Source organism: Achromobacter colocynthidis, from assembly GCF_057334535.1.
Window position 1 is genome coordinate 67,693 of record NZ_JBHFIZ010000039.1, and the last position, 16,397, is coordinate 84,089.

Genomic DNA, 16,397 nt, shown 5'->3' on the forward strand with positions numbered 1-16,397 from the left:
GCGAAAAGAGAGGCGCCGGCATCATGGCAATACTGAAACGCCTGGCCGAAACGGCCCGGCCCGCCGTGCCCTTCATGCTGGACGGTCAAGCCTGCCAGGCCCTGGCGGGCGACACCGTGCTGACCGCCGTGCTGACGCAAGCCGAACGCCTGCGCCATTCCGAATTCAGCGGCGCGCCGCGCGCCGGCTTCTGCATGATGGGCGCGTGCCAGGACTGCTGGATGCAGCTGGAAGACGGTTCGCGTCTGCGCGCGTGCTCCACCTTCATCGAACCCGGCATGCGCCTGCAAAGCACGCCCCTGCCGCCCGCCGCCGTGCCGGGCACCTTGGCGGTGGCCGCCTGGCCCGAGGACAACATCGCATGAGCATCGTGATGCCCGTTATCGTCGGCGCCGGCCCTGCCGGTGTGCGCGCCGCCCAGGCGCTGGTGGCACAGGGCCTGCGGCCCGTGATCCTGGATGAGGCCCCCCGCGCGGGCGGTCAAATCTACCGCCAGCCGCCGCCGGGATTCCAACGCGCAAAGCCCGCGTTGTATGGATTCGAACACCGCAAGGCCGATGCCGTGCACCGCGCCATGAACGACATGCTGGCGCAGGTGGACTACCGCCCCGGCAGCCTGGTGTGGAACGTGGAAGGCAAGACGCTGGACGTGCTGCAAGACGGCGTCAGCACCGCCGTGCCCTACACGCATCTGATCCTGGCCACGGGCGCCACCGACCGCGTGCTGCCCTTTCCTGGCTGGCTGACGCCCGGTGTCTACACCTTGGGCGGATCGCAAGTGGCCTTGAAGTTCCAGGGCTGCGCCATCGGGTCGCGCGTGGTGTTCATGGGCACAGGGCCGCTGCTGTATTTGGTGGCCTACCAATACGCCCGCGCCGGCGCGCAGGTGGCGGCCGTGCTGGACACGTCGCGCTTTACCGACCGCCTGGCGGCGCTACCCGGCATGCTGCGCGCGCCCGGCCTGTTGGCCAAGGGGCTCTACTACATGGCGTGGTTGCGCGCGCATGGCGTGCCGCTGCGTAGCGGCGTGCGGCCGATAGCCGTGCAGGGCCAGGCGCGCGTCACGGGCCTGAGCTACCGCCAGGGCGGGAGCGAACATACCGTGGAATGCGATGCGCTGGCCTATGGCCTGGCCCTGCGTTCCGAAACCCAACTGGCCAGTCTGGTTGGCTGCGAATTTGAATTCAACGCGCGCGACCGTAACTGGACGCCTCGGCGTGACGCCGCCGGGCGCGGCAGCGTGCCGGGCGTCTACGTGGCCGGCGACGGCGCAGCAATCGCAGGCGCCGATGCCGCGGAACTGGCGGGCGAGCGCGCCGCGTTGGCGCTACTGGAAGACATCGGGCAGCCCGTGGATGCCCGGCGCGCGCGAGAGTTGGAAAGCCACCTTGCCGCCAACAGCCGAATCCGGACAGCGCTGGAACGCGCCTTTCCCTTTCCGGAGGATTGGGCGGCAAGCATCGCCGATGACACCGTCATCTGCCGCTGCGAAGACGTTACTGCCGGGACCGTGCGGCGCGCGGTGCACGACACGGCGGCACAAGAGATGAACCGAGTGAAGGCGCTGACGCGCGTGGGCATGGGCCGCTGCCAAGGCCGCATGTGCGGCGCGGCCACAGCCGAGGTGCTGGCGCAGGCCTGCGGCCGCACACCCGCCGAAGTCGGGCGCCTGCGCAACCAGCCGCCGGTCAAGCCCGTGCCGGTGCGCGTGGTGTGCCTGGAGCGCCAGGAAAAGGTGTCGGCATGACGCAGCGTATCGACACCGAGGTGGCCATCATCGGCGGCGGCATCGTGGGTGGCAGCGCCGCGCTGTTCTTGCGCCGCGCGGGCGTGCCCGTCGTGCTGTTGGAGTCCGCGCTGTGCGGCGCGCGCGCAAGCGGCGTGAACTACGGCGGCGTGCGCCGCCAGGGACGCGGCCTGGAACAGATGCCCCTGACGCGGCGCGCGCACGAACTCTGGGGCCAGCTGCCCGCGCTGATCGGCATCGACGGCGAATACGTGCGCTCTGGCCATTTGAAACTGGCGGCGTCTGACGCCGACATGGCGCTGCTTGAGGCGTATCGCGACCGCACGCGCGGCTTCGGGATGAACCTGCGGCTGCTTGGCCGCCACGACCTTGCCGACCGCTTCGGCTGGCTGGGGCAAGACGTGGTGGGTGGATCGCTCTGCCCGGAAGACGGCCATGCCAACCCCAGGTTGGTGTCGCCCGCCTTCGCGCGAGCTGCCGCCGCGCTGGGTGCCGACGTGCGCGAAGGCGTGCGCGTCACCACCGCTGAACATGACGGCTCGCGCTTCATCGTGCGCGCGGACGGCCTGGAAGTGCGCTCGCGCTACCTGCTGAATTGCGCGGGCGCCTGGGCCGGACAGTTCGCCCAAAGCTTTGGCGAAGCCGTGCCTGAAACCGCCATCCATCCCTTGATGATGGTCACCGAGCCGCTGCCCGTCTTCATGGACGTCAGCCTGGGCGTGCAAGGTGGCGGCATCTATGCGCGCCAGGTCGCGCGGGCAATTGCGTGAGCGGAGGCGGGCGCGGCGTGTCGTCCGGCGCGGACTACGCGCGGCCCGGCCGCGCTGGCCTGGGGGCGCTGATGGCCAACGCCATGAAGCTGCTGCCGGTGCTGCGCGGTGCGCAGGTCATCCGTTTCTGGACGGGCGTGGAAGGCAACATGCCCGACCACAATCCGGTGCTGGGACCCAGCGCCACCACGCCTGGCCTGTTCCATGCATTCGGCCTGTCGGGCGCCGGCTTTCAGATTGGCCCCGCCGTGGGTGAAGTGTTGTCCGAACTGGTCGTGCGCGGCCAGTCCTCCATTCCTATCGATGCGTTTCGCATCGAACGATACGCGGTGGCCGCTCACGCCGCCGTGGCTCGGCCCGGACCTGTTCGTGAGCAAACGCTGGAGTCACCATGATGGATAAGAAACAGGGCGCATCGCGCCTGAGCAAGGGGAAGCGGTTGTTGGGCGCGGCGATGTTGATGATGCTGTCGGCAGGCGCGATGGCGGATCAGAAAACCTTGTACGTCGGCATGAACGGCGGCGACATGGAGCGCGCGTTCACGCAGTACGTGTTCCCCCCCTTTGAAAAAGCCAACAACGTGAAGATCGTCGTCGTGCCCGGCACCTCGACGGACGTGCTGGCCAAGGCCCAAGCCTACAAAGACAACCCGCAGATGCACGTCATGTTCCTGGACGACGGCATCATGGCGCGCGCCATTTCCATGGGCCTGTGCCAACAGCTCAACGACGACCCCGTTCTGAAAGAGCTCTACCCCACAGCCGTGATGAAAGACCGCATGGCGGCCGGCATCGACATCGGCATGACCGGCCTGGGCTACAACACCAAGATGTTCGCCGACAAGGGCTGGGCGCCGCCCACATCCTGGATGGACCTGGCCGACCCCAAGTACAAGGGCAAGGTGGTGTTCCAGTCTGCCTCCAGCAGCACCTTCGGCCTGCATGGCTTCCTGATGTTCAACCGCATCCAGGGCGGCGACGACAAGAACTACGAGCCCGGCTTCAAGAAGTGGCCCGACACCATCGGCCCCAACGTGCTGGAATACATCCCCAACTCGGCCAAGCTTGCCGAGATGATCCAGTCCAACGAAGCCGCCATCTTCCCGCTGACGCCCACCGCAATCGCGCGCCTGAAGAAGCGCGAGATTCCCGTGGAATACGCGCAGCCCAAGGAAGGCTCGGTGATCCTGATGGTGGGTGAATGCGTCATCGCCAAGAACAGCGAGCCCGAACTGTCGCAGAAGCTGGCGCTGTACCTGTTGTCCGCCAGCGCGCAGGCCAAGGCGCTGGAAATGGGCGGCCACTTTCCGTCGAACAAAAACGTGAAAGCGCCGGCCGACAACGTCGATGCGCTCAAGCGCTTCCAGGGCTACATGGAAAACGCCGAGATCCTGGACTGGGACGACGTGAACAAAGCGCGCCCCGCCTTCAACGCCCGCTGGAACCGCACCGTCGAACGTTGATAAGATCTTGCGGCGCGGCACCTGTGGATAAACCACCGGCGCCGCGCGCAAACCGACGGCGCGCCACGCCCGACGCGCCCGAAGCGTTCGACACAAGGAACTGATCCATGCGGCTCATCATCAACTCCGGCGGCCCCCAGGCAATCGACGCCTGGCGCGCGCAGTTCCACACCTTTGCGCCCGGCCTGGACGTGGTGGGCTGGCATGAAGACGTCGACCCCGCCAGCGTGGACTACGCGTTGGTCTGGGCGCCCGACGCCGGCCGCCTGGCCACCTTTCCCAACCTGAAACTGATCATCAGCGCCGGCGCCGGCGTCGACCACATCCTGGCCGACCCCCAACTGCCACGCCACCTGCCCATCGCGCGCATGGTCACCGCCCGCACCCAGACCGAAATGGCCGAGTTCGTGCTGACCTCTGCGCTGATGCTGACGCGCGATATCAAACGCGTTGTGGATAACCAGGCACGCCGCCATTGGGAGCTTTTTGATTCCCTGCGCGTGGCCGCCGATGTGCGCGTGGGCATCATGGGGCTGGGGCATCTGGGCGTGGCGGCAGCCCAATTGCTGTCGCGCGTGGGCTTTCAAGTCAGCGGCTGGTCACGCGGGGCCAGCAAGCTGGAAGGTTTGCCGTCCTATGCGGGGCAGGAGCAGTTTGGCGAATTCCTGGGCAACACCGATTTGTTGGTCTGTTTGTTGCCGGCGACGGAAGCGACGAAGGGCATATTGAACACCACCACCTTGTCGCAATTGCCGCGCGGCGCCAGCCTTATCAATGCGGGGCGAGGCGCGCACATGGTGGAGAAAGATGTGATTGCCGCGTTGGATAGTGGCCAGTTGCATCAGGCGGTGTTGGATGTGTTTGAAGCCGAGCCGTTGCCAGTGGAGTCACCGTTGTGGTCGCATCCGGGGATCATCATTACGCCGCATTGCGCGGCGATTCCGGATCGCAAGGAACGCGCCCGTCATACGTCGTGGTTGATTGCGGCGAATGAGCGTGGGGAAGCGTTGCCGAATATTTTTGATCCGGGGCGGGGGTATTGAGTTGGGGAGATGATGGGTTACGCGCGTTTGTCGTCATCGCCCTAGCAGAGACCCGGACGCGCTTCACCCATCCTACGATGTATGAGTCAGTCCAAGCATTGGCACATCGCATCAGTCCGAGAATTGGCACGTTGCGTAAGCCCCAAAAGGCCGCCCGCGCGGCCGGCCTGGGGCGGGCCCTGCAAGATCTTTCATGCCGCCGACATCGTACGCAAAAATGCCAAGCACGCAGCTCTCCCCTGCTGACGCCAGATTGCCGCAATTCGAGCATGGTGGGGTGGTGGCTGGTGGGGGGCGGGGAGTCGATCAGCCCGAGGGAATCCGTAGGGAGCCGTAGGCGTACGAGGATGACGACGGGGCAGTCCGGAGCGAAGGCTCCGGACCCCCCCCCCCCCCCCCCCCCCCCCCCCCCGCCGCCCCGCCGTGCGCCACCAGAATGCACGACGCCGTGCTTCACCAGAATGCCGCCCCGCCGTGCGCCACCAGAACGCACGACGCCGTGCGTCACCAGAATGCGCCACGCCGTGCGTAACGAAAACCCCACCATGCTGTGCGCCACCAGAATGCCGCCACGTCGCGCCTCACAAGACGCCACCATCCCCCCGTCAAAAATCCCCGCACCCTCCCAAAAAAACCGCAAAATCCGCAAATCACCCAAAGCTACATTGCCCTCCAAGGAGCAAGCATGAAGCCCGAAACCCGAACCCTTTACATCGAACGCCTCGACCCCGTTTTGCGTTGGCTTGCCGCCCACCCTGACGCCGACCCCGATCTGCACCAGCTTGCCGACCTGGCTTGCCTGTCGCCGTATCACTTTCACCGGGTCTACCGCGCCATGATCGGCGAAACGGTCAACGCCACCGTCCAGCGCCTCCGCATGCATCGTGCCGCGGCGGCATTGGCGGATTCGCAGGCCTCGCTCAGGGATGTTGCACAACGCGCCGGCTACGACTCCGACGCTGCGTTCAACCGGGCCTTCGGTGCTTTATTCGGCATCCCGCCGGGCCGGTATCGCGCCGCGCGCTCCCTACCCCTAGCCTCCCAGGAGATTGCCATGTACCCCATCGTCATCGAAAACTTTCCCGGCGCCACCTTGGCCGTCCTGCCGCACCAAGGCAACTACCAGGACATCGGACCCGTCTTCACCCGCGCCTTCCTGCTTGCCTTGGGCCGTGGCATCGCCAACCCCGAGGCCACCGGCTTCGGCATCTACTTTGACGATCCCGAACAAGTGCCTGCCAGCCAACTGCGTTCATTGGCAGGCATGGTCGTCCAACCCGACGCCGACCTCGGCGACGAACTCGAACGCTTCGACATCCCCGCCACCCGCTGCGCCATCCTCACCTACACCGGCCCCTACAACGAAATGGCCAAGCCCTACCAATGGATGTTCTCGGAATGGCTACCCGCCAGCGGCTTGGTCCCCGCCGACATCCCCATGTTCGAGCAATACCTGAACGACCCTCGCACCACCCCGCCCGCCCAGCTGCAAACCCGCATCTGCCTGCCGCTGAAATAGCACCCCACGCTACCCCAGCACGCCGGCCAGGTACTGCCTGAGCCAGGCGTGCGCGGGGTCATCCTGATAGCGCTCGTGCCAGTACAGCGACACCGCAATCGGTGGCAACGTCAGCGGCACCTTCTGCGTCACGATCCGCGCCGCGCCCGCCATCGCCCGCGCGATGCTTGCCGGCATCGTCGCAATCAGATCTGACCCTTCCACAATGAACGGGCAAACCAGATAACTCGACAGCGTCGCCACGATCTTGCGGCTGCGATTCTGCCCCAACAGAATGCGGTCAATCGCCGTACTGAAATAGCGCGTATGCGCCGCCAAATCCAGATGGCCATAACGCAGGTACGCATCCAGATTCCAACGCTTGCGCAAACACGGATGGCCTTCGCGCACGATGCACACCGCCGGCTCCTGATACAAGAACCGCGTGCGCAGATCCGGCGCCGGGTCCGGGAAATAACCCGCAATCAACTCCACATGATTCGTGTCCAGCATGCTCAAACCATGCTGCGGCCGCGCCGGCACGATCTGCAACTGGAAATGCGGAGCATCCACCGCCAGACGCGGGATCAGCTTCGGCAGCAAGGTGTATTGAACATAGTCCGTGGCATACAGCGACAGAGTGCGCGATGAATGTGCCGGGTCGAATGCCTCGCGAGTGCGCGTTGCGCGATGCCAGCTTTCCAGCAAAGGCTTGAAGTTCTGATGCAGCTCCAGCGCGCGCGGCGTCGGCTGCCACGTGCCTCCCTCGCGCACCAGCAACGGGTCGCCAAACAATTGCCGCAGCCGATTCATCGCCGCGCTCATTGCCGGCTGGCTGATGTTCAGTGTGTCCGCCGCGCGCGACACGTTGCGGCACGCCATCAAGGCGTCGAAATGCATCAGCAGATTCAAGTCCGGGTTTTTCACGGCCGCGCACCTATAAATGGCATCTATACAAATATAAACCTGTAGGACTGCTGTCATTGAAGTCAGAAGCCTAGGATGGCCCTGTTGTTGCAGCGAACCAGGACCGGACACGCATGATCCGGCCACCACGAAGTTCTATCAACAAGGGGAAACCAAGCCATGAACCAAGGGCTGATACGCAGTTGCTTCCGCATTGCCGCCGGGGTCGCGTTGTTTGCCGCTGCCGGCACCGCTACCGCCGCGTGGCCGGACAAGGTGATCCGCATCGTCGTGCCGTTTGCCGCGGGTGGGTCCACCGACCTCATTGCACGCAAGATCGCCGACGGATTGGGCCAGCGCCTGTCCGCCAACGTTATCGTTGAAAACCGGCCCGGCGCCGGCGGCACCGTCGGCACCGAATACGTGGCCCGCCAACCGGCCGACGGCTACACCATTCTGATGGGCTCGGTCAGCACACACGGCAGCGCCCCGTGCATCTACTCCAAGCTGCCCTACGACGCCGTCAAGGACTTCACGCCCCTGACCGTGGTGGCCACCATTCCCAACGTGATGTCGGTGAACCAATCGGTGCCCGCCAACAGCTTGAAAGAGTTCGTGGCGCTGCTGAAAAAGGAACCCGAGAAGTACTCCTTCGCCTCCAACGGCCAGGGCACCTCCAACCATCTGGCGGCCGAACTGTTCAAGTCCACCGCCGGCGTCTCCATGGTGCACGTGCCGTATCGCGGCTCCGGCCCCGCGCTCATTGATCTGGTGGGCGGCCAGGTCAACATGATGATGGACGTGGTGATGACGTCGTACCCCTACATCAAGGACGGCAAGATCAAGGCGCTGGCCGTGACCTCGCCCGAACGTTCTTCCCTGTTGCCCGATGTGCCCACCGTCGCGGAATCCGGTTACCCCGGCTACGAGGCCATGGTGTGGTTCGGCATGCTGGCGCCCGCCAACATGCCCGAGCCGCTGCGCCAGCAGCTCACGGACGGCCTGGTGCAGACCCTGCACGCGCCCGCCATGAAGACGTACCTGGAACAACAGGGCGCGCAGGTGTCGGACGTGGCGGGCCCCGCGTTCGCCACGATGATCAAAAGCGAGATCAGCAAATGGTGCGGGGTGGTCAAGCAAGCCGGCATCCGCCTGGACTGATCTTCCCCGGCTCGACCTTTTCTTTGGAACACACGATATGTATCGCATAGGGATAGACGTCGGCGGCACGTTCACCGACTTCACGATGATCGATGAGGACGCGGGCGTGGTGCACTTCCACAAAGTGCCCTCCACCCCGCACGATCCGTCCGAGGCCATCGCCACCGGCATTGGCCAGATGTTGGCGGACCATGACGTGGCGCCCTCGCAGGTGTCGCACGTGGGCCACGGCACCACCGTTGCCACCAACCTCATCATCGAGCGCAAGGGCGCGCGTGTTGGCCTGATCACCACGCGCGGCTTTCGCGACGTGCTGGAAATTGGCCGCCAGACGCGGCCCCACCTGTACGACTACAGCGTCGGCAAGCCGCCCGTGGCCGTGCCGCGTGAGTTCCGTGTTGAAGTGAGCGAGCGCGTGAGCGCGTCGGGAGACGTGCTCACGCCGCTGGATGAAGCCCAGGTGCAGGCCGCCGCGCGGCAATTCGCCGAAGCCGGCATCGAAGCCGTCACCATTTGCTTTCTGCACGCCTACCGCAACCCCGCGCACGAGCGCCGCGCCGCGCAGATCGTGGCCGAGGTCATGCCCGGCGCCTACATCAGCATGTCGTCCGATGTGCTGCCAGAATTTCGCGAATACGAGCGCCTGTCCACCACGGTGCTGAACGCGGCGGTGGGGCCGAAGATGGCGCGTTACCTGGAACGCTTCCTGCAACGGGTGCGCGACCTGGACATCAGTCACGAGCCGCACACCATCCACTCCAACGGCGGCCTGATGTCGATCGGCACCGTGCGCCAATACCCCGTGCGTACCTGCCTGTCGGGGCCGGCGGCCGGCGTGGTGGGCGCGGCGGCGGTGGGGCGCGCCATCGGCAGCCTGAACCTCGTCACCTTCGACGTCGGCGGCACCAGTACCGACGTGTCGCTGGTGTGCGACGGGCGTCCGCTGTTTACCTCGCATCGGCAGGTGGCTGGCTACCCCGTCAAGACGCCCATGGTCGACATCCACGTGATCGGCGCGGGCGGCGGCAGCATCGCCTGGCTGGACGATGCGGGTGCCTTGAAAGTGGGCCCGCACAGCGCGGGCGCGGTGCCCGGGCCGGTGGGCTATGGCCGTGGCGGGCAGGAGCCCACCATTACCGATGCCGAAATCGCGCTACAGCGGCTGAACCCCATCGCATTGCTGAACGGACGCATGCCCGTGCACGCCCAGGCCGCGCGCGACGTGATCGAGCAGCGCGTGGCGCAGCCGCTGGGCCTGGAACCCGAGGCCGCGGCCGAAGGCATCCTGCGCATCGCGGCAGCCAACATGAGCCGCGCCATTCGCGCGGTATCCACCGAACGCGGATATGACCTGTCCTGCTTCGCGCTCTACGCCTATGGCGGCGCGGGGCCCCTGCATGCGGTGGAAGTGGCCGAGGAATGCGGCATCCCTGTCGTCATCGTGCCGCAGGAGCCAGGCACCATGTGTGCGCGCGGCATCTTGTTGAGCGACATCTCGTTCGACTTCGTGCAAAGCGAAATCTCGCTCGCGTCCGATGACACCTGGCCCGCCATCGCCGCCATCTTCGACGGCTTGCGCCAGCAGGCCGAGCGCTGGCTTGAAACGGAGCGCGTGGACCCCGCACTACGCGTGTGCCATAGCGCCATCGATGCGCGCTATGAAGGCCAGAACTTTGAAGTGCAGGTCAGCCTGGATGGCGTCGACATGGGCGCGGGCGGCCATGCGGAATTTGCCCGCCGTTTTGCCGAGGCGCATGAACGCGAATATGGCTACACGGTGGATGACCGCAAAGTGCAGATCATCAATTGCCGCATGCAGGCCGTGGGCCAGGTGGTGAAGGCGCCGCTTGCGCCGCGCTACATCGGTGGCGTGCTGGAAGACGCCAGCCTGGGACGGCGCAAGGCCTACTTCGGCGCCGAGCACGGGGGGGGGGAGACGCCCGTGTACGACCGCGACCGTGTGCCCACCGGCGCATGCTTCACCGGCCCCGCCCTGCTTGAGGAAATGAGCTCGACCACGGTGGTGGGCGTGGGCCACGCTGCCAGCGTGGACGAGTACGGCAACCTGATCATCCGTTTGCAAGGAGGCTTGCATGAATAAGCCCGACAACGCTATGCCCGACAACGCCACTCCCGACCATTCCAATACCGCCGTGGCGCTGGCCGACCCCATCGGCATGGAGGTCTTCTGCAACCGCCTGCTCTCCATTACCGAGGACATGAACAACACGCTGGTGCGCGCGTCGTTCTCCACCAACATCAAGGAACGCAAGGATTGCTCGGTGGCCTTGTTCGACGCGGCCGGCAGGCTGGTTGCGCAGGGCACGCAGATTCCGCTGCACCTGGGTTCGCTGGACGGGGCCATGGGCGCGATCTTGCGCACCTACTCCGTGGATGACATCCGCGAGGGCGACGTTTTCATCTGCAACGACCCCTATCTGGCCGATGGCAGCCACCTGCCCGACATCAACATCGTCACCCCCGTATTCTGGGACGGCGTGCTGCGCTTCTTCGCCGCCAACATCGCGCACCATTCGGACGTGGGCGGCGCGGTGCCAGGGTCCATCGCGGGCGGCTTGAAGTCGATCTTCGAGGAAGGTATTCGCATCCCCGCCTGCCGCATCGCGCGTCACGGCCAGAACGATGAAGACATGCTGCGCCTGATCTGCGCCAACACCCGCGACCCCGAAGAGCGCGTGCTGGACCTGCGTGTGCAGATGGCCACCAACCGCCGTGGCGCGGCCGCCGTGCAAGGCCTGATTCGCCAGATGGGGCTGGACGCCGTGCTGCGTTCGGTGGACGACGTCATCGCCTACACGCGCCGCCGCCTGCTCAACCGCATTGCCGAACTGCAAGCGGGCAGCTACACCTTTCGTAGCGATCTGGACGACGACGGCATGGGCGGCGATCCCGTGCCCATCCAGGTGACGCTGACCGTCAGCCACGACAACCTGCACTTTGATTTCGAAGGCTCCGGCAAGCAGGCGCGCGGCGCGATGAACCTGCCGATCAATGCCCTGCGCGCCTGCGTGTACTACGCCGTGAAAGCGCTGCTGGACCCTGACCTTGCACCCAACGCCGGCTTGTTCGATCCCATCACGCTGTCGGCCCCGGTGGGCACCATCACCAACCCCGAGCACCCGGCCGCCGTGGGCGCGCGGTCCATCACCGCGCAGAAAGTCGCGGGTGCCATCTTCGGTGCGTTCCGTGGCCTGCTGCCGCCGGAAAAGACCATGGCCTCCAGCAATGACTGCTGCCCCGCCATCGTGTTTTCAGGCCGCTGGCGCGAACGCGCGGGCCACTTCGTGTACTTGGAAACCTTGGGCGGCGGCGCGGGTGCGCGCTTTGATGCGGACGGCATGGACGCCGTGCATGTGCACATGACCAACACCTCGAACCTGCCCGTGGAAGCGCTGGAAAACGAATACCCCTTGCTGATGGACGAGTACGCGATGATCCAGGACTCGGGCGGCCCAGGCCGCACGCGCGGCGGCATGGCGATTGCCAAGCAGATTCGCGCGGTGGGCCCCGGCATCGTGTTCTCGGCGCGGTCGGATAGCCACACGGTGGGCGTGGCGGCGGGCGTGGATGGTGGCGGCGACGGGCGGCGTGCCCGGCTGGTACGCAACTTCGGCACGCCGCAAGAGGAAGAGCTGTTTTCCAAGACCGCCAACATTGCGCTGGCGGCCGGCGAAAGCGTGCGTATCGAAACGCCCGGCGGCGGCGGCTATGGGCCGCCCGCCGAACGCACCCGGGCTCGCATCGCCCAAGACCTGGCCGACGGCAAGATCAGCTTGGATGCGGCACGCACGGCCTACGGTATGCGAGGCGTGCGGGCGGCCGACGGCGCAGGGGCAACTACCCCACGTTGAGGGTCATGGAGTACTTCATCTTGTCGTGCGGGAAGGTGGTGATGGTGGCCAGCAGCAGCAAGCCGCCATCGCCGTAGTAGCGGCGGGTGATGACGAAGCCCGCCGTCTTGGGTTCCACCTTGAGCTGCTTGGCAATGGTGGCGTTGATGGGCGTGGCCGAGAACTCCTGGTTGACCTCGGTGATGCGGTCGCCGAAATGGTCTTCGATCAGGCGCAGTAGCGATATGCGTGATTTGACGTCCACGCGCACGTCCGAATGCTCGGGGTCCGCGTAGATCAGCGTGCTGGCCGCGGCGGTGCCCTGGTCGTCGAGCGTCTTGATGGAGTTGATATGCAGCCAGGACTTGTCAGCGGGGCAGCCCAGCGATTCGGCCAGCCGCTTGGGCAGCTTGATAGTGCGCACGTCCTGCACCAGCAGCGCGGCGTTGCGCGCGTACTGGAGCAGGTCGGGGAATTGCGAGATGCGTTGCGTGAAGCGCGTGCTGGCGCGAGCCGTTTCAACGCGGGTGCCCACGCCGGGGCGGCGCGACACCATGCCCGCCACGGTCAGCATGCGGATGGCTTCACGGATGGTGTGGCGGCTGGCGTCGAACTGGTCGCAAAGCTCGTGCTCGGTGGGCAGCAGCGTCATTACGGGATAGCGGCCGGCGCTGATGTCCTGCGACAAGGTTTGAAAAATGCTCTTGTAGCGGGGGCCGCCGGTGTCAACGTCCGGCGCTTGCGATTCGGGCTTGCCACGCGCTTGCCGTGCTCCGCCGGGGCCGGTTGCGCGCTCGGAGGATCGGGTCATGAGGAGGCTCCTTGAATTGTTATATGGGGTTTGTACGGACGATAACCCGATTGACAACGATGTCCGGTCGGATTCATTATTTGTCCGGACATTCATGTACGGACAAAGTGTACCAACAAATCGGGGGTTCTCATGAGCAAGGTACTTGCAGTACTCGCAGCGGCAACGGTAGCCGCAGGGCTCAGCGCCAACGCCATGGCGCAGCAGAAGTTGGTGGTGGCAGGTTATGGCGGCTCGTTCGAAGACATCATGCGCAAGGACATCTTCCCGCCCTTCGCCAAGCAGCACGGCATTGAACTGGACTATGTGGCCGGCAATTCCACCAACACGGTGGCGCGCCTGCAAGCGCAGAAAAGCAATCAGCAGATCGACGTGGCCATCATTGATGACGGCCCCATGTATCAAGCCATCGCCCTGGGCTTTTGTGCCCCCATCAAGGGCCTGCCCGCCGACGACCTCTACAGCACCGCGCGCTACAAGGACGACAAGGCAGTGGCCATCGGCATCGTGGCCACCGGCATCATGTACAACAAGAAGGCTTTCGAAGAGAAGAAGTGGGCCCCGCCCACGTCCTGGAAAGACCTGAAGGACCCCAAGTACAAGAAGCTGTTGGTGGTGCCGCCGCTGAACAACACCTATGGGCTGCACGCCGTGGTGGAGTACGCCCGCGAGGGTGGCGGCGGTGAAAAGAATATCGACGCCGGCTTTGCCACCTTCAAGAATGAAATCGGCCCCAACGTGCTGGTGTACGAGCCTTCACCGGGCAAGATGACCGAGCTGTTCTCCAGCGGCCAGGCGCTGATCTCGGTCTGGGGCAGCGGCCGCGCCAAGTCCTTCGCCGACACCGGCTTCCCGGTGGGCTTCGTCTACCCGCAGGAAGGCGCCTACGCCTTGCTGTCGTCCGTGTGCCCGGTGGCCAAGCCCAACGCCAACCCGGCCGCGCAGGCGTTCGTGCAGTACCTGGTGTCGCCCGAGGTGCAGGAAAAGCTGGCCTCTGCCTATGGCTACGGCCCGGTCAACAAGAAGGCCAAGGTCACCGACGACCCGCGCGTGCCGCTGCCGATTGGCAAGCGCGCCGCCGACCTCATCGTGATCGACTGGGACACCGTCAACCAGAACCGCGACGAATGGAACAAGCGCTGGACGCGCGAAGTCGAGCGTTGACGCGCAATCGCCGGTAGTGCAATACGGGGCGGCGCGGCGCGTCGCCCACGGGAGCCTTCATGACCTATCTAGTGTTGAACCGCCTTAGCAAGCGCTATGGCGAGACCACCGCCGTGCAAGAGCTGAGCCTGTCCGTGAATCGGGGCGAATTCATTTCGCTGCTGGGGCCCTCGGGTTGCGGCAAGACGACCACGCTGCAAATGATTGCGGGCTTTGTCGAACCCACGGGCGGCAGCATCGTGCTGGACGGCCGTGACGTCAGCCGCGTGCCGGCCAACAAGCGCGGCCTGGGCCTGGTGTTCCAGAACTACGCGCTGTTCCCGCACATGACGGTGGCCGAGAACGTGTCGTTTGGTCTGGAGATGCAGCGGGTCAAGAAGGACGAACGCGAAGCGCGCGTGGCCGATGCGTTGAAGCTGGTGGGGCTGTCGCACCTGGCAGACCGCCATCCCGCACAGATGTCGGGCGGGCAGCAGCAGCGGGTGGCCTTGGCCCGCGCGCTGGTCATCCGGCCCAGCGTGTTGCTGCTGGACGAACCGCTGTCGAACCTGGACGCCAAGCTGCGCGAGGAAATGCAGTTGGAACTGCGCAGCATTCAGCGCACCATCGGCACCACCACCATCCTGGTCACGCACGACCAGTCCGAGGCGCTGGCGCTGTCGGACCGCATCGTAGTCATGAACCAGGGCCGCGTGGAACAGGTGGCCGAACCCTTCCAGGCCTACGAAGGGCCGGCCAGCCATTTCGTGGGCGGCTTCCTGGGCAAGGCCAATGTGTTCACGCCCCAGGCCGAGCAGTACGAAAACGAAACGCGCGCCCGCATCGGCGAGGCGCATATCCCGATGGCCGGCGCGGCCGTGCCGCAAGGCGCGGTGATCGTGCGGCCCGAGAAAATCCTGTTTTCCGAACCCGCCGCCTGTGCCCTGCCCGGCCGCATGAAGACCCGCGTGTTCCAGGGCAACCACTGGCTATGCCAGGTGGATACGTCGGTGGGCGAAGTGATGGTGATCCGCCAGAACGACGGCGTGCCGGTGCCCGCCGAGGGCGAGACCGTGCACTTGCGCTGGCGCGCGCAAGACATGTGCGAGGTGGCGTCCGCGCCGCGGGGCAGCGCGTCATGAGCACGCGTACCAACCCCTGGGTACTGAGCGCGCCGGCGCTGGTGGTGTACGCCACCTTCCTGGTGGTGCCGATGGCGCTGGTATTCCTGATCAGCTTTTTTGACTTCCAGTTCTACGGCGGCATGCAGGCCACGTTCACCTGGAAGAACTACTTCGAAATCTTCAGCGACGGCTATTACTACGAGATCTACGCGCGCACGTTCGTCGTGGCCGCCGCCGTGACCGTGGCCTGCCTGATTCTGGGCACGGCCGAAGCGTATGTGCTGTCGCGCATGGCCAACCCGTGGAAAGGCTTGTTCCTGATGGTGGTGCTGGGGCCGCGCTTGATTTCGGTGGTGGTGCGCACGCTGGGCTGGGCGCTGCTGTTCGGCTCCACCGGCCTGATCAGCAAGGTGCTGATGGGTATCGGCCTGACCTCGACTCCCGTGGACCTGATGTACAGCAACCTGGGCGTGGGCATCGCGCTGACGCACGTGCTGGTGCCCTTCATGGTGATTTCGGTGTGGGCGTCCCTGCAACGGATCAACCCGGCTACGGAGGCCGCCGCGCTGTCGCTGGGCGCGTCGCAGTTCACCGTGATCCGGCGCGTGATCGTGCCCCAAGTCATGCCGGGCATTCTGTCGGGCGCCATCATGGTGTTCGCGATGGCGGCCAGTTCGTTCGCCACGCCTGCCATCATCGGCGGACGGCGGCTGAAGAACGTGGCGACCGCCGCCTACGACGAATTCCTGAACACGCTGAACTGGCCTTTGGGCGCGGCCCTGGCGGTGGTGCTGCTGCTGGCGACCGTGGTGGTGTTGCTGTCGGCCAACCGCATCATCGAACGCAAGTACGGCGCCGTCTTCAACCAGGCCGGAGGCTGA

General features: G+C 65.5%; 13 protein-coding genes and 1 pseudogene. 12 read left to right on the forward strand and 2 right to left on the reverse strand.

The genetic code is table 11. The features are described from left to right. Nucleotides 1-23 precede the first annotated feature (23 nt). The 6 genes and pseudogenes from ACE04A_RS26820 to ACE04A_RS26845 all read left to right on the forward strand — a co-directional run bounded on the left by ACE04A_RS26820 (nt 24) and on the right by ACE04A_RS26845 (nt 6,541). Complete coding sequence (locus ACE04A_RS26820; RefSeq protein ID WP_448715690.1) at nt 24-365, forward strand: (2Fe-2S)-binding protein; 342 nt, start codon at nt 24-26, stop codon at nt 363-365. Next, nucleotides 362-1,747, forward strand: coding sequence for an FAD/NAD(P)-dependent oxidoreductase (locus tag ACE04A_RS26825; protein ID WP_448715691.1), 1,386 nt, complete (start codon nt 362-364; stop codon nt 1,745-1,747). The genes ACE04A_RS26820 and ACE04A_RS26825 overlap by 4 nt, the downstream gene beginning before the upstream one ends. Beyond that, nucleotides 1,744-2,912: pseudogene (locus tag ACE04A_RS26830) on the forward strand (NAD(P)/FAD-dependent oxidoreductase). The gene ACE04A_RS26825 and the pseudogene ACE04A_RS26830 overlap by 4 nt, the downstream one beginning before the upstream one ends. Continuing rightward, the gene (locus tag ACE04A_RS26835) at nt 2,909-3,979 is read left to right on the forward strand and encodes an ABC transporter substrate-binding protein (RefSeq protein WP_279993514.1); all 1,071 of its coding nucleotides are present in this window, start codon (nt 2,909-2,911) and stop codon (nt 3,977-3,979) included. The pseudogene ACE04A_RS26830 and the gene ACE04A_RS26835 overlap by 4 nt, the downstream one beginning before the upstream one ends. A 107-nt stretch (nt 3,980-4,086) precedes the next feature. Beyond that, the gene (locus ACE04A_RS26840; protein ID WP_448715693.1) at nt 4,087-5,022 is read left to right on the forward strand and encodes a 2-hydroxyacid dehydrogenase; all 936 of its coding nucleotides are present in this window, start codon (nt 4,087-4,089) and stop codon (nt 5,020-5,022) included. A gap of 685 nt (nt 5,023-5,707) precedes the next feature. Beyond that, the gene (locus ACE04A_RS26845; RefSeq protein ID WP_448715694.1) at nt 5,708-6,541 is read left to right on the forward strand and encodes an AraC family transcriptional regulator; all 834 of its coding nucleotides are present in this window, start codon (nt 5,708-5,710) and stop codon (nt 6,539-6,541) included. Nucleotides 6,542-6,550: 9 nt separating this feature from the next. On the opposite strand, the gene ACE04A_RS26850 is transcribed toward ACE04A_RS26845, so the two are convergent. Then, nucleotides 6,551-7,447 carry a LysR family transcriptional regulator gene (locus tag ACE04A_RS26850; RefSeq protein ID WP_259251323.1) on the reverse strand — a complete coding sequence of 299 codons (897 nt, stop codon included), beginning with the start codon at nt 7,445-7,447 and terminating at the stop codon, nt 6,551-6,553. Nucleotides 7,448-7,606: 159 nt separating this feature from the next. Between ACE04A_RS26850 and ACE04A_RS26855 the strand changes: the two genes are divergently transcribed. Genes ACE04A_RS26855 through ACE04A_RS26865 form a run of 3 tightly spaced genes read left to right on the forward strand, consistent with a single transcriptional unit; the run spans nt 7,607 to nt 12,459 of the window. After that, complete coding sequence (locus tag ACE04A_RS26855; RefSeq protein WP_259251324.1) at nt 7,607-8,587, forward strand: Bug family tripartite tricarboxylate transporter substrate binding protein; 981 nt, start codon at nt 7,607-7,609, stop codon at nt 8,585-8,587. 37 nt (nt 8,588-8,624) lie between these two features. Further along, nucleotides 8,625-10,688: a hydantoinase/oxoprolinase family protein gene (locus ACE04A_RS26860; RefSeq protein ID WP_485820699.1), complete on the forward strand. Its 2,064-nt coding sequence runs from the start codon at nt 8,625-8,627 to the stop codon at nt 10,686-10,688. Further along, nucleotides 10,681-12,459, forward strand: a complete 1,779-nt coding sequence (locus ACE04A_RS26865) for a hydantoinase B/oxoprolinase family protein (protein WP_448715697.1) — start codon at nt 10,681-10,683, stop codon at nt 12,457-12,459. The genes ACE04A_RS26860 and ACE04A_RS26865 overlap by 8 nt, the downstream gene beginning before the upstream one ends. Here the strand turns inward: ACE04A_RS26865 and ACE04A_RS26870 are convergent. Next, nucleotides 12,446-13,249 (reverse strand): GntR family transcriptional regulator, encoded by an 804-nt coding sequence (locus tag ACE04A_RS26870; protein ID WP_259251328.1) that lies wholly within the window; start codon nt 13,247-13,249, stop codon nt 12,446-12,448. The two genes, ACE04A_RS26865 and ACE04A_RS26870, sit on opposite strands and share 14 nt — an antisense overlap. 132 nt (nt 13,250-13,381) lie before the next feature. Between ACE04A_RS26870 and ACE04A_RS26875 the strand changes: the two genes are divergently transcribed. The 3 genes from ACE04A_RS26875 to ACE04A_RS26885 are packed head-to-tail and all read left to right on the forward strand — an operon-like array spanning nt 13,382 to nt 16,397. Continuing rightward, a complete protein-coding gene (locus ACE04A_RS26875; protein WP_259251329.1) occupies nt 13,382-14,413 on the forward strand; it encodes an ABC transporter substrate-binding protein in 1,032 nt (343 codons plus the stop codon). Nucleotides 14,414-14,472: 59 nt separating this feature from the next. Next, complete coding sequence (locus ACE04A_RS26880; protein WP_279993521.1) at nt 14,473-15,534, forward strand: ABC transporter ATP-binding protein; 1,062 nt, start codon at nt 14,473-14,475, stop codon at nt 15,532-15,534. Then, a complete protein-coding gene (locus tag ACE04A_RS26885; RefSeq protein WP_448715698.1) occupies nt 15,531-16,397 on the forward strand; it encodes an ABC transporter permease in 867 nt (288 codons plus the stop codon). Before ACE04A_RS26880 ends, ACE04A_RS26885 begins: the two co-directional genes overlap by 4 nt.

Coding starts and splice junctions, on each gene's coding strand:
- ACE04A_RS26875 (WP_259251329.1), top strand. CDS start 13,382: ATGAGCAAGGTACTTGCAGTACTCGCAGCGGCAACGGTAGCCGCAGGG.
- ACE04A_RS26855 (WP_259251324.1), top strand. CDS start 7,607: ATGAACCAAGGGCTGATACGCAGTTGCTTCCGCATTGCCGCCGGGGTC.
- ACE04A_RS26870 (WP_259251328.1), bottom strand. CDS start 13,249: ATGACCCGATCCTCCGAGCGCGCAACCGGCCCCGGCGGAGCACGGCAA.
- ACE04A_RS26840 (WP_448715693.1), top strand. CDS start 4,087: ATGCGGCTCATCATCAACTCCGGCGGCCCCCAGGCAATCGACGCCTGG.
- ACE04A_RS26880 (WP_279993521.1), top strand. CDS start 14,473: ATGACCTATCTAGTGTTGAACCGCCTTAGCAAGCGCTATGGCGAGACC.
- ACE04A_RS26820 (WP_448715690.1), top strand. CDS start 24: ATGGCAATACTGAAACGCCTGGCCGAAACGGCCCGGCCCGCCGTGCCC.
- ACE04A_RS26865 (WP_448715697.1), top strand. CDS start 10,681: ATGAATAAGCCCGACAACGCTATGCCCGACAACGCCACTCCCGACCAT.
- ACE04A_RS26885 (WP_448715698.1), top strand. CDS start 15,531: ATGAGCACGCGTACCAACCCCTGGGTACTGAGCGCGCCGGCGCTGGTG.
- ACE04A_RS26860 (WP_485820699.1), top strand. CDS start 8,625: ATGTATCGCATAGGGATAGACGTCGGCGGCACGTTCACCGACTTCACG.
- ACE04A_RS26845 (WP_448715694.1), top strand. CDS start 5,708: ATGAAGCCCGAAACCCGAACCCTTTACATCGAACGCCTCGACCCCGTT.
- ACE04A_RS26825 (WP_448715691.1), top strand. CDS start 362: ATGAGCATCGTGATGCCCGTTATCGTCGGCGCCGGCCCTGCCGGTGTG.
- ACE04A_RS26835 (WP_279993514.1), top strand. CDS start 2,909: ATGATGGATAAGAAACAGGGCGCATCGCGCCTGAGCAAGGGGAAGCGG.